General features: G+C 45.4%; 10 protein-coding genes. 9 read left to right on the forward strand and 1 reads right to left on the reverse strand.

What is annotated here, in order from left to right; translation table 11 throughout:
- Positions 1-51 precede the first annotated feature (51 nt).
- The 9 genes from POF51_RS27065 (at position 52) to POF51_RS27105 (ending at position 11,038) form a co-directional block, all read left to right on the forward strand.
- On the forward strand, positions 52-1,179 hold the full coding sequence (locus POF51_RS27065; RefSeq protein ID WP_069850726.1) for a D-alanine--D-alanine ligase: 1,128 nt from the start codon (positions 52-54) through the stop codon (positions 1,177-1,179).
- Between the two features lie 116 nt (positions 1,180-1,295).
- The gene (locus tag POF51_RS27070) at positions 1,296-2,441 is read left to right on the forward strand and encodes a hypothetical protein (RefSeq protein ID WP_069850282.1); all 1,146 of its coding nucleotides are present in this window, start codon (positions 1,296-1,298) and stop codon (positions 2,439-2,441) included.
- Positions 2,442-2,713: 272 nt separating this feature from the next.
- Complete coding sequence (locus POF51_RS27075) at positions 2,714-4,519, forward strand: IucA/IucC family protein (RefSeq protein ID WP_069850281.1); 1,806 nt, start codon at positions 2,714-2,716, stop codon at positions 4,517-4,519.
- A gap of 40 nt (positions 4,520-4,559) precedes the next feature.
- Positions 4,560-6,425, forward strand: a complete 1,866-nt coding sequence (locus POF51_RS27080; protein WP_069850279.1) for an IucA/IucC family protein — start codon at positions 4,560-4,562, stop codon at positions 6,423-6,425.
- 1 nt (position 6,426) lies between these two features.
- The gene (locus POF51_RS27085; protein ID WP_069850276.1) at positions 6,427-7,671 is read left to right on the forward strand and encodes an AMP-binding protein; all 1,245 of its coding nucleotides are present in this window, start codon (positions 6,427-6,429) and stop codon (positions 7,669-7,671) included.
- The gene (gene asbD / locus POF51_RS27090; protein WP_069850274.1) at positions 7,668-7,934 is read left to right on the forward strand and encodes a petrobactin biosynthesis protein AsbD; all 267 of its coding nucleotides are present in this window, start codon (positions 7,668-7,670) and stop codon (positions 7,932-7,934) included. Before POF51_RS27085 ends, asbD begins: the two co-directional genes overlap by 4 nt.
- A gap of 32 nt (positions 7,935-7,966) precedes the next feature.
- Positions 7,967-8,950 (forward strand): DUF6005 family protein, encoded by a 984-nt coding sequence (locus tag POF51_RS27095; protein ID WP_069850273.1) that lies wholly within the window; start codon positions 7,967-7,969, stop codon positions 8,948-8,950.
- A gap of 7 nt (positions 8,951-8,957) precedes the next feature.
- Positions 8,958-9,797, forward strand: a complete 840-nt coding sequence (locus tag POF51_RS27100) for a sugar phosphate isomerase/epimerase family protein (protein WP_069850271.1) — start codon at positions 8,958-8,960, stop codon at positions 9,795-9,797.
- Positions 9,798-9,907: 110 nt separating this feature from the next.
- Entirely contained in the window at positions 9,908-11,038 is a 1,131-nt protein-coding gene (locus POF51_RS27105) for a hypothetical protein (protein WP_069850269.1), read from the forward strand.
- 51 nt (positions 11,039-11,089) lie between these two features.
- Here POF51_RS27105 and POF51_RS27110 read toward each other — a convergent pair whose 3' ends face one another.
- Positions 11,090-12,472 carry a UDP-N-acetylmuramoyl-tripeptide--D-alanyl-D-alanine ligase gene (locus tag POF51_RS27110; protein WP_069850267.1) on the reverse strand — a complete coding sequence of 461 codons (1,383 nt, stop codon included), beginning with the start codon at positions 12,470-12,472 and terminating at the stop codon, positions 11,090-11,092.
- Positions 12,473-12,560: the final 88 nt, after the last annotated feature.

The raw sequence follows: 12,560 nt of genomic DNA on the forward strand, positions 1-12,560 counted from the left end.
ACTGGGTAGACTCTCCGGTTTTCATACGGAGGGGAAAGGAGCATGACACAGATGGGAAATCAAAAGATCCGACTGGGCATTATTTATGGAGGAAAATCCTCAGAGCACGAAGTTTCATTGCGTACGGCTATGTCCATTATGCAGGCCGTAAATGCAAATAAATATGAGGTAACCCCTGTGTACGTTCAATTGGATGGCTCTTGGGTGACTGGAGAAACACTGGCAGGTCAACTGCCGGAGACGATCGAAGCGTTGCGCTTATCGGCAAAAACGCCAGCCATTACTGAGGCAACAGAGACAGGGAAAGAGCTGGCGGTTGCAAGCCAACCAGGGCCGCTGTTTGCTATGAATGAGCAATTGGATGTTGTTTTCCCTGTGGTTCACGGACCATTTGGCGAAGATGGGACGATCCAGGGATTGTTGGAATTGGCGAATATCCCGTACGTGGGAACCGGAGTAATGGCTTCCGCTATCGGAATGGATAAATGGATGATGAAGACTGTCTTTGCACAGGCTGGACTTCCGCAAGTGAAATATGTAGGCTTTCTGCGCTCGCAATGGGAAAAAGGCCAGGACGATGTCATGGATCGGATCGAGCGTGAACTTGGCTATCCGTGTTTCGTCAAACCAGCGAATATGGGTTCCAGTGTAGGGATTAACAAAGCGAAAAATCGTGAGGAGCTCAAGCACGCATTAGAGGTAGCTGCCAAATTTGACCGCAGATTGATTGTGGAAGAGTTCGTTCAAGTACGTGAGTTGGAGATTGGCGTTTTGGGGAATGAAGAGCTGATGACATCTGTCGTTGGGGAAGTCATTGCTGCTAAAGAATTTTACGATTACGAAGCCAAGTACAAAGGGGCGGGAACAGAGCTCTCCATTCCTGCGATCGTTCCCGAGCATGTATCCGAACAAATCGCGGATATAGCCAAGCAGGCCTTCCAAGCACTCGATGGCTCTGGCCTTTCCCGCATAGACTTTTTCTGGGATGAGAAAAACGACAAGCTCTATATCAACGAAGTGAATACGATGCCAGGCTTTACGCCGTTTAGTATGTATCCTATGCTTTTCCAAGCTGCGGGTGTGAGCTACGGCGAGCTGATCGATCGTCTGGTGCAACTCGGTATCGAGCGACATGCGGATAAAGGTCGCAATGTCGTAGATGCGGAAGAGCTGGACTAAATCATGAGAAAAAAGATGCTGATGAATCGGCATCTTTTTTCTTTTTTGTATAAAATTTGGTAACCAAATGGTAATGGGGCACGTCTGAGTATTGATAACTGATTAGGAGGACCTTAATGAAAAAACAGTTCTTGCTCTCATGTTTGCTAGCTACACTGTTAAGTTCCTTTTTTCCTGGACAGACGGGTGCAGCCATTCCTACATCACAGGACCCGCGAAAACCTGACATGGTGACGATTTATCATGCGACCCCGGATGGAAAGACGAAAAAAATCCAAACCAACATGCCCTTGATTCATCGCGCAAGCATTTCACCCTCAGGGAGATTTGTGTACGGAGAACGAATCGGGTATGGTAAGGAAGATCCGACAATCCCTTTCCTGTACGACATTCAGACGAAAAAGCTGATGCAATTGTCGGGCATTGCCAAGTGGTCAAACAAGCAGGACGTACTGTACATCCGTGAAAATGACGGAATCGTTAGGCTGACAACGACAGACGGTAAAAAGACCGTGCTCGTTCCGGGCATTGTCCAGTATCCAGTGCTCGATTTTGCGATTTCACCGGATGAACAGTACTTGGCTTTTACCCGCAAGGATGAAAAAGCCGCTGATTCAAAAGGAAGTGCTCATCTCTACATTCAACATCTGCCAACGCTTCAAATCAAAAAGCATGATCAATATGAGTGGAGACAAGACAAAGCTGAACTAGAAGAGAAGTATTATTGGATGCCAAATTCCAAAAAGCTGTTTTACTTAACGAAAGAAGCTTCCAAAGAATTGGACATGTCCACAGGGATGAAAACGGATCACAAAACGACCGCTCTTCCCTCTTACTCCAGCGATATGAAGTATCAGTATATCAAGACAGAACAAGAAGAATATGTGCTGGATTTGCAAACGGGGAAAAAGAACTTTTTAAAGGTCGTAGAGGAGTACACAGCAGCCCTGCGAAGAATCCTATGGTCGCCAATTGGCCATCAGTTTGCTGCTGAACAACTTTTGAGCTGGTCCAGTTCCCAGGATAATTACATGTTGATGTTCGTCTTCAATGAACCGAACAAATACGGAAATCCTTTCGGCAATCATGTAAATCCCGGGCTGTTGAGCACCTACATGCAGGATAAGGACAATTATCAACTGATTGGGTGGGCAGGTGATGGTAAATCGTTTTATTTTGCTGATCTTGCTTCTATTCATATTTACGATTTTGGTCCGGGCAAGCTTAACTGGGAAACGTATGAATTTTATGAAAAACGTTAGCTTGTAAGCACGCCGGGAGATAGTCTTTGTCTATGCAGAACAGATGGACGAATCATGAGAAAAAAGATGCTGATAAATGAGCATCTTTTTTCTTTTTATGTAGGAAGGAGGAACTAATGTTTCTGTCAGCTCATCTCTCCTAACTGTACAAGATGAATATTATCGCTTGAAATGAGAATGATAATCGTTTACATTATTTATGGGACGTTTTACCAGTTATGTAAGTCACAATGCTTGAATAAAAAATTGGATCAAGCAAGAGGAGAGGTAACATGTTCGTAGTCAAGCATATCGCAGAGCATGCAACGATGCAGAGCTTTCTCAATTGTTATCTCCGAGAAACAGGTAGGGGCGAGTGGATCGATCGGAAAGACGAGATTACGAAGCAGCTAACGAAAATCATACAGCCGAGTACAACAGGTACGTACCTTCATTGCGAACTCCCGCATCAGGGGATTTCCCTCTATGTCGGTGTGAAATATCATTCGGTGACTGGCAGGCATTTGTTTCATTATCCAGCTTGCTACCGAAGTGGTGACTGTACGCGTTTCGTTCAGGCGGACTATTTGACATTAGCGGTTCTTTTGATTAAAGAACTAACGCTTCAGCATGGGGAAAATGCCGTTCCAGATGAATTAGTCTTGCGCATGATTCAAAGCTGCCAAAGCATTGAGAAATTTGTTCGGACTCGCCAAAGTAATGGGGAGATTTTATACGGAGTGGAACAAAGCTTCATCGAAGCAGAGCAGGCGCTTTTGTTCGGTCACTTGTTCCATCCAACACCGAAGAGTCAGCAAGGAATTCCTGAGGCCAAGCAAGCGTTGTATGCACCGGAGTGTTGCGGGAAGTTTCAACTCCACTTGTTTGCTGCCCATCCGTCAATTGTTCACGAAAAATCTGGGCTAACAGAATCCGCTACGCAATTACTGAAGGGTGAGTTTCCTTCGATATCTGATGTCGATCCATCATTTTCAATCGTCCCGATTCATCCGCTTCAAGCAGAATGGTTGCTTGAACAGGTAGCCGTTCAATCCTTGATCGAGAAAGGGTTACTTCTTTACATAGGACCAGCAGGTGAGGAGTATATGGCAACATCTTCTCTCAGAACGGTTTATCATCCTGAAAAGAAATACATGCTCAAGCTGTCCGTCCCTATCAAAGTTACGAATTCTTTACGGATCAATAAGTTAAGTGAAATGGAGATTGGTTTAGAGGCGAAACAACTTCTTGAAACAGGGATTGGTGAGGTAAGTCGCAAGTATCCAGGCTTTGGTTTTATCTCTGATCCGGCTTACATTACGATCACGTTGGATCAGGCGGAAGAAACGGGATTTGAAGTAATCCTGCGTGATAATCCCTTTATGGGGAGTCATGCTCGTCAGGTCACCCAAATCGCTGCACTCGTACAAGATCCACTTCCTGGGTACAAGAGTAGGTTGGCAACGCTCATTCACCATCTGGCACAAAAAGAAGGGAAGGCACTGGAAGTAGTTAGTTTGGAATGGTTTAAGCGCTATGTAGATATTTCTTTGAAGCCAATGGTATGGCTCTATCTAAAATACGGAATCGGCTTGGAAGCCCATCAACAGAATAGTGTTGTCACTCTGAAAGACGGATACCCCGCTCAGTTCTTTTATCGTGATAATCAAGGCTATTATTTCTCAGAATCAATGCAAGAAGTATTAGAGACAGAATTGCCTGGGATTGGCAAGGCGAGTAAAAACATCTACAAAGATCATCTTGTAGACGAGCGAATCACCTATTACATGGTTTTTAACCATATGTTTGGACTCATCAATGGATTTGGAACGGAAGGATTAATTGATGAAAAAATCTTATTGGCAGAGATGCATGAGGTTTTGACGGAATTTTTACCTATGAATCGAGAGGCGTCGAAGTTTCTGGAGAATCTACTTACTCGTGAACAGCTTCCGTGTAAGGCGAATCTGCTCACGCGCTTCTATGATCTGGATGAATTAACCCAACCGGAAGAGCGATCATCTGTTTTTGTTTACATAGATAATCCTTTAGCAAAAGTAAAGCAGACCGAAAAGGCAGGGCTGCATGCTTTTGGATAGCTTACTAGCGTCTAGCTTGAAGAGATTTGGAGGATAAGGTATGGAGTTAACTTTACAGGATTTCTCGATTGAAGAGGCACTTCACTCGACACAGTACGTGCAGGTGAGAAGAAGGGTGTTTCGACAATGCATAGAGTCTTTGTTATATGAGGGAATTGTGATTCCTGAGACCCTGCAAGAAGGTGACGAGACGATTTACACCCTACATGGACTTGATGAGGGTGACCTGCCTGTTCGCTATCGTTGCCGAGGGCGGAGGATTGCTAGTTTTGGGCTTGTTCGTTTAGGGAACGACCCTGTTACTCGTATTGTTTACGATCAAAGCGGAGTTGCCCAGCAAGAATTTGAAGCGATATCCCTCACGCGTTTTTTAGTGGAAGTCTTCCGAATGAATACGGTAGATGAACAAAGACTGAAGCTATTTGCCAATGATTTGGAACAAACGTTGTTAAAGGATACATTGTCCCAATACTATCGGGTACAAAATGATATTCGGATGCAGGGCAAATCGTACGATGAGCTCGAAGGTGATCTGATGGACGGTCACCCTTACCACCCTAGCTATAAATCACGTGTTGGATTTACCTACATAGATCATTTTGCTTATGGTCCTGAATTTAAGCAGGAAGTTCGTTTTCTTTGGTTAGCGATAAAAAAACAATATTCTCAAGTGTCCATTGATCAAGGGAGAAATTTCGATGACCTTCTTTTGGAGGAAATAGGACGGGAACAAAAAGAAGTCTTTCAGCAAATCATCGTCAATCATGGATGCGATCCTGAGCAGTATGCCTTCGTGCCTGTCCATCCTTGGCAGTGGCGTAACCATGTCGTGCCAGGATTCCTGGACGATATCCATCGCAAAGAGATTATTGTGTTAGGAGTAGGGGCTGATGGTCATCGTCCACAACAATCCATCCGGACCTTTGCTAACAAAAGTAATCCGCATAAACCGTATCTGAAACTCTCGATCAACGTGGTGAATACATCAGCGCCACGTCATCTCACTCCCCATTCACTGGCAAGTGCCCCCATTGTTTCGAGGTGGCTCAAGGGGATTACGGACGCAGATTCGTATTTACGAGACGAACAAAAGGTGATCATGCTCCAAGAGTTTGCGGCAGTGGCATACGATCCTCCACCTGCTTCTGATCTGGTGGAAATGGTTACATTCGGAGTAATTGGGTGCATGTGGAGAGAAAGTCTCATCCCTCATCTCGAAGCGGGAGAAGATGCGGTACCTTATAACGCATTAGCGGCAGTAGAGGTGGATGGGGTGCCATTCATTGATCGTTGGATTCGTGAGCAAGGGCTAGAGAATTGGCTTGCGCGATTATTGGAAAACAGTGTAGTGCCGGTCGTTCATATATTGGTGAAACACGGGATTGCGATGGAATCCCACGGGCAGAATATGGTCTTGGTGCATCGGGATGGTGTCCCTACTCGAGTGGCATTAAAGGATTTTCATGAAGATTTGATTTTTTGCCAACCGTTCTTGAGTGAGCCAGACAAATGCCCGAACTTCGCGGACGTGCATGAATATTACGCAACGAAGCCAGATGATGTAATGTTCCACATGAATGAAACATCAACAGTCAGAGATTTGACGTTAGAGACTTTATTTCTGATCAATCTGGGGCAACTCGCACGGGTGTTAGAGGAGCATTACGGATATGCCGAAGAGCAATTCTGGGAGATGGCCGTAAAGGTATTGGAGGGTCACCAACAACGATTCCCGGAATTGGCGGAGCGATTTAAGCGATTTGATCTGTTTGTTCCAAGCGTGCAGGTAGAGAAATTGACCAAGAAAAAGCTATATACAACAAACGAGAACTATCATTTACATGAAGTTCCCAATCCTTTGTTCGAGGCAAGGAAAAAGCTTCATTCCATGGCTGGAGGTTACTAGCATGATCATTGTGAATCAAAATGAGATTTCTGTGCATGAAATGGAGAGACATAAGCAAGGGTTCGAAAGCATGGATCATTTCCGACAGCCGGAAGGACAGAGGTACGCAGTCTGCATAGCTGACCCACTTGACGTGATTAGTCTTGTTCAATATTTACGTGAGCATAACGCTTCGGTGCTATTAATTCATGGGGAAACCCCAATGGAAACCGCTTATCAAATGGCGGTGAAGGCAAGATGTTATGGGCTTGTTTATCAGGAGACGAAACACTTCTTGTCCATCGCGGATAAACAACAGAGCGAAAAACCATCGCTCTATCAATATAGTTCAGGTACTACGGGGGACGCGAAGCTAATCGGGAGAAGCTGGGATGATATCCAAACAGAAATTCAAGCCTACAACGAGTTGTTTCGGGGAGAGGAAGCGTTAACCCCGATCGTGCTGGCCTCGGTGACACATTCGTATGGATTGATATGTGGCGTTTTGGCAGCACTGGAACGGGGAAGTAAGCCTTCGATTGTGACGCACAAAAATCCGAAGTTTGCTCTGCAAGTGATTCAAGATATTCCCCAGCATATTGTTTATGGTCTGCCAGTCTTTTATCACATCTTATCAAGCTTTACGCGAGAGCAGGTACGCTTTCACCGGTTAATGACATCTGGCGCTCCAATGCCAGAAGGCTTGTTTCAAAAGCTGCAAGGCATGAGCGACATCTTGATGCAACAATATGGATGCTCCGAGGCGGGGTGCGTCAGTATGAGTAAACAGATGCGGACGCATACAGATCTGGGTGTCCCCCTTTCCCACGTGACAATGACAGCAGGTGAGAATGAAGAACAACCTGCGGAAATAGTCATTCGAATTGGACAGAACGAAATAGCGACGCAGGATTTAGGTTTCTGGACGGGAGAAGGCCATATTCAATTTGTGTCGAGGATGGATGATGTGATTAACGTCTCTGGCTTAAAGGTATTTCCTTTAGAGGTTGAGGACGTCATCTTGAAAATGAATGGGACAAAAGAAGTGGTTGTGTATCGCGGACGTCATCCGGTCATGGGAGAGATTGTGAAGGCGCAGGTTATTACAGAGGGAGGAACTACTCCTGAACAAATCAGGGAATGGTGCCAAGATCGTTTGCCAGGCTATAAAGTCCCATTCGAAATCCAATGTGTGACGAGCATTCCTAAGACAGCCACAGGAAAAATCAGCCGTCGATTATTAGAAATGGAGACGATCAGCAAATGATTCGAACAGAAAGAATGAAGCAAATCCATACGATCATGACCGAAAAATTAAAATTATCGCATATCCTCACGCTGGAGGAGTCCATGCGATTGAATGAGGATCTACATATTGATTCAATTATGCTGTTACAACTGATTGTTTATATCGAGGAAGATTTGAAATTGGTAGTACCTGCTCATGAGTTAGATCCACGAATCTTCCAAACGGTTGGATCACTCCTTACTTTTGTTGAACAGCTGGCACCGCAGCATGTGTCGAATTAGCAACTATACAAACATCGAGTGGGGGATACAGAATGGTTAAGGTTCATTGCATTATTTCATGCCTATGCGAAGTGATTAAGCGTCGCACAAAAATTGATTATCGTCCCTATTACTTTGGCATATGGGATGCCGAGTACTCCATAACGGATCAAGGTGTGGTTACGTACTACATTGATAACCATGAGGAGATTATCAAGGGATATGAACGACTTTTTCGAGCGAACGTAACGGAATGGTATGATCATTCCAAAGATAAAGCCTCCAATCTGGACATGTTCTTAGAGCTAATTGATAAGCGTACCGAGGATCAGTTTGTCCTTGTTCAGATAGACATGTCGCTGGTTCCAGAGCGAGATAATAAATTTGCGTTGAAGCCATTCCCGCATTTTTTGATGATTTCAAAAACGGAGAATGAAGATGAGTGGTTTATGTTTGACCCGGATTTTCGTTGGGAAGGCAATGTGAAGAAGGAGACAGTGATCAAAGCCTTCTTAGAAAATCCGTTTGGTGGCGGCTTTATGGTGGATGCGAGTGAAATTAAGGAACCAACCTATGAAATGATCCACGACTACTTCTACGCAGCACTCAAACGTGATCATAATCCGTTTACGGTTGAATTGAAGCAATTGATTACGGACATGGCAGAAGGGCGCAATGGATACAACTTGGACATGTTACTCCCAGCAGTGACTCAGGTTAAAGTGATTGCGATCCGTAAATACAGCTATGAGTATGCATTTCTATATCTGCAAGATTACCTGCAATACCATCGTGATGAGTTTTTGCGCATTGCCTATAAAGTGGAGGACATCTACCAAGGGTTTACGACAGCGCAGTACTTGTCTGTCAAAATGGCGATGACCAAGAATATGGCGTTGTTACCTCCGATTATCGAGGCGTTAGAAGAGATTGATCTGATTGAACTTGAAGTGAAAAAAGAGTTGGAACGTCAGTTTGTTCTGTGGACCCAAATGGATAAAAGTCTCGTCACTGTAGACGAAAAAGGGTGGAGGTAAAGGTCAAATGAAACTCTCATTGTGCACAATCACTTTTCGCCACCAGTTGATTTCGTTTGCGGAAATTGTTCGGTTTGCTCATCGTCATCATTTTGATGGAATGGAGTTGTGGGGAATTCACGCTCAAGATCTGTACGATCATGATCGAATAGAGATGGAGGAACAGCTAGGAATACTCAGGGATCAAGGCATGTGTATCTCTATGCTGAGCGATTATCTAGATATTACGACCTCATCTGGATTTCATCGTACACTGGAAAAAGCAAAAAGACTCATTTCATTGGCGAAATGGCTAAATGTAAAGCAAATTAGGACGTTCGCTGGACAGAAGGCGAGTAAGGAAGTTGGGCCAGAAGAGCGGGCGTGTTATGTACATCATTTGTACATCTTATGTCAGATGTGTCAGGAGCACGGAATTCAGCTCTTGGTCGAAACACATCCGAATACGCTCACGGATTCTATGAGCTCGACGCTTGCTCTGTTGCAGGAAGTCAATCATCCTGCACTAAAAGTTAATCTTGATTTTCTTCATGTCTGGGAATCAGGTGCTGATCCAATCGACGCATACAACCAATTGAAGCCGTGGGTGGCTCATTATCATTTGAAAAATATCTCTTCATCGAATCATCTGTCGGTATTCGCTCCGCATAATGTATATGCCCCTAACGGGGATCGTGAGGGAATGGTACCACTCGGTGAGGGAGCTGTAGATTATGGACCTATTTTAGAGAAGATTGCAGATACCGATTATTTTGGTTCTATCGAATGGTTTGGTCAGAATCCAAAGCTTGTGTTAGCTGAAGAGGTAGAATGGCTGCGGAAGGGTATGCTGTTAGTCCGTAAGTGACAGAAAGGTCGGGAGCGAGGGGATTGCTTCCGATCTTTTTTAATTCCAAAAGAAACCAAATGCCTTCAGTGAACGTCTTCGTATTGATCACTTATTTAGGAGGACACTAGATGAAAAAACGCATATTGCTCTCATGCTTGCTGATTTCCTTGCTGGGCATCCTTGTCCCTGGGCAAATCAATGCCTCTGCTCCTGCGAAGGCAGACCCTCGCAAGCCAGAGCCGGTCGTCATCTATAAAGTAACGGTAGATGGAAAAGTGACAAAAACCGTTACGAACATGCCTTTGATCCACCGGGCGAGCATGTCGCCATCGAGCAGGTTTGTATACGGGGAGAGAATCGGATACGGGAAGGCAGACCCAACCATACCGTACTTGTACGATATGCAAACAAAAAAGATGACGCAGCTATCCGGTTTTGGCAAATGGTCACAGAAGCAGGACGCGCTCTACGTTCGTGAAAATGGCGGAATCGTGAAGCTCAGTCTGCCAGACGGCAAAAAAACGGTACTCGTCCCGGCAGAAGCTCAGTATCCCGTCCTTGATTTTTCCGTTTCACCGGATGAACAGTACATGGTCTTTACCCGTATGGACATGCTTTCATCCAATACCAAGGTAAGCGCCCACCTGATCTTGCAGCATCTGCCTACACTCAAAATGAAAAAGAATGACCAGTATGAGTGGCGGAGTGGAACAGACGAAGAAATGTATTACTGGGTGCCGAATTCGAAAAAGCTGTTTTACAGAACGCAAACCGCATATAAGGAGTTAGACTTACCGACTGGCCTGAAATACGATCACAACATGACCACATTTCCTTCTTACTCCAACGATATGAAGTACCGTTATATCCGAACAATGACAGAAGAATACATGCTGGATTTGCAGACAGGGAAAAAGAACAATTTGAAGGATCCAGTGTTCACTGAGAGACACTTGGACAAAATTGTTTGGTCGCCATCAGGAAGTCAGATGGCAGTAGAACAGCACTCTCGTACTTCTAATTCTCAGGATTCGTATATGTATATTCAATCATGCAAACAAGTCACAAAGTGCAGCTATCCATTCGGTTCTCCTGACAAGGGAATGCCTGGTTATTATAGTTCAAGTGACAATCATCGCATCATCGGCTGGGCGAAGGACGGGAAGTTATACTATGTAGCTGATCTCGCATCGATCCACTATACCGATTTTCCGCTTGAAAAATTGGGTCCTTCCAACAATATCATTGAACTACGATGATAAAAAAGAAGCCGTCTCCCGTATATACGAGAGGCGGCTGTTCTTTATCTATTATTCGTGACCTTCCAAATCAGTGATAAGCGTCCATAATGACATACCTTTGGAGGCTTTAAACAGGAAAGCGTGTTTGTCATCGCGTAGCGGCAGTAATGCACGCAGTGCCTCTGCTTTTGTGGCGAAATGCAGCTTGTTCCCCGTGTAAGCATCATGGAGATGGCGAGTATTCTCACCAACTGTCACGAGCAGCTCGAAGCGCTCAGCGATGTCTTGAAGCGAGGCTCCGACGCCCGCATGCATAGCCGCACTGTCTGGCCCGAGCTCATACATATCCCCTAAGACAACGACTCTCCCGCGATCAGGGTACAAGTCAGCAAATGTGCGGACGGCAGCTTCCATGGAAACAGGGCTGGCATTGTACGCGTCACTGATGTACACCGTACCGTACTTGGATGTGATCTGCTCAAATCGCATGGCTGAGAGCTGGACGGTAGACAAGGCGTGCACAATTTGCTCCGTATCCATCCCGAGCCTTTTGGCAATCGCAACAGCAGGCAGAGCATTCAGGACACTATGCCGACCGTGCAGAGGCAGGAATGCCTCGAAATGCTCCCCGGAGGCAAAGTTCACTTTGAAGCGGGTTCCACCTTCAACCGATTCGATTTGCTCCGCCCAAATATCCGCCTTCTCATGAACAGAGTAGTACATGACCTCACCCGGATACAGATGGGCTACCAATCGCAGATATTCGGAATCTTTGTTGAGCAGTACGAGCCCGTCAAGAGCGGTATGTGGAAGCAGCTCTGCCTTTGCGAGAGCAATTTTTTCACGCGTGCCAAAATGTTCAATATGGGACTCACCGATAAATGTAATCACGCTAATATCTGGCTGGACCAGCGAAGCGAGCAGATCGATTTCCCCGGCGTGGTTCATCCCGAGCTCCAGTACAGCAGCTTGATGTTTTTCTTCCATCTGTAAGAGCGACAAAGGCACACCGATGTGGTTGTTGAAGTTTTTATACGTCTTGTATACGGGCGAACGGCTCGCAAGTACGTGTGCCACGATGTCCTTCACGGTTGTTTTCCCGATACTTCCTGTAATGGCGATGCGAGGGAACGAAAAGCTTTTCCGATAAGCCGCAGCCAGCTTTTGAAAGCCACGCAGTGTATCATTGACGAGAATTAACCCAAAATCGTTTGGCAAGTTCGCAGGAATCTTCTCCTGATTCGAAACGAGTGCAGCTACAGCTCCTTGTTCAGCTGCTTGTAACAAAAAATCATGTCCATCCCGTGCGCCGCCTGTCAGCGCTACAAACAAAGATCCCGCAGTCAACTCGCGGGTATCAAAGTGAACGGATGACAAGGCAAGCCCTGGGGAACCAGTGAGCAAAATCCCTTCTGCGTTGATTGCTGCCTGATCCAGTGCAATTGGTTTCATCTGCACGAACTCCTTTTGTAATCCAGTTTCAACCTCGAAGTCATGCTACCATGCGTTAGGTAGCGCCGCAAGACAAAAGTGAGGGAAT

Source organism: Brevibacillus sp. AG (genome assembly GCF_028369215.1).
Classification (GTDB): Bacteria; Bacillota; Bacilli; order Brevibacillales; family Brevibacillaceae; genus Brevibacillus; species Brevibacillus porteri.

Excerpts from the sequence above, each read along its gene's own strand:
- POF51_RS27105 (WP_069850269.1), top strand. The coding sequence starts at position 9,908 with ATGAAAAAACGCATATTGCTCTCATGCTTGCTGATTTCCTTGCTGGGC.
- POF51_RS27085 (WP_069850276.1), top strand. The coding sequence starts at position 6,427 with ATGATCATTGTGAATCAAAATGAGATTTCTGTGCATGAAATGGAGAGA.
- POF51_RS27075 (WP_069850281.1), top strand. The coding sequence starts at position 2,714 with ATGTTCGTAGTCAAGCATATCGCAGAGCATGCAACGATGCAGAGCTTT.
- POF51_RS27095 (WP_069850273.1), top strand. The coding sequence starts at position 7,967 with ATGGTTAAGGTTCATTGCATTATTTCATGCCTATGCGAAGTGATTAAG.
- POF51_RS27080 (WP_069850279.1), top strand. The coding sequence starts at position 4,560 with ATGGAGTTAACTTTACAGGATTTCTCGATTGAAGAGGCACTTCACTCG.
- POF51_RS27100 (WP_069850271.1), top strand. The coding sequence starts at position 8,958 with ATGAAACTCTCATTGTGCACAATCACTTTTCGCCACCAGTTGATTTCG.
- POF51_RS27070 (WP_069850282.1), top strand. The coding sequence starts at position 1,296 with ATGAAAAAACAGTTCTTGCTCTCATGTTTGCTAGCTACACTGTTAAGT.
- POF51_RS27110 (WP_069850267.1), bottom strand. The coding sequence starts at position 12,472 with ATGAAACCAATTGCACTGGATCAGGCAGCAATCAACGCAGAAGGGATT.
- asbD (WP_069850274.1), top strand. The coding sequence starts at position 7,668 with ATGATTCGAACAGAAAGAATGAAGCAAATCCATACGATCATGACCGAA.
- POF51_RS27065 (WP_069850726.1), top strand. The coding sequence starts at position 52 with ATGGGAAATCAAAAGATCCGACTGGGCATTATTTATGGAGGAAAATCC.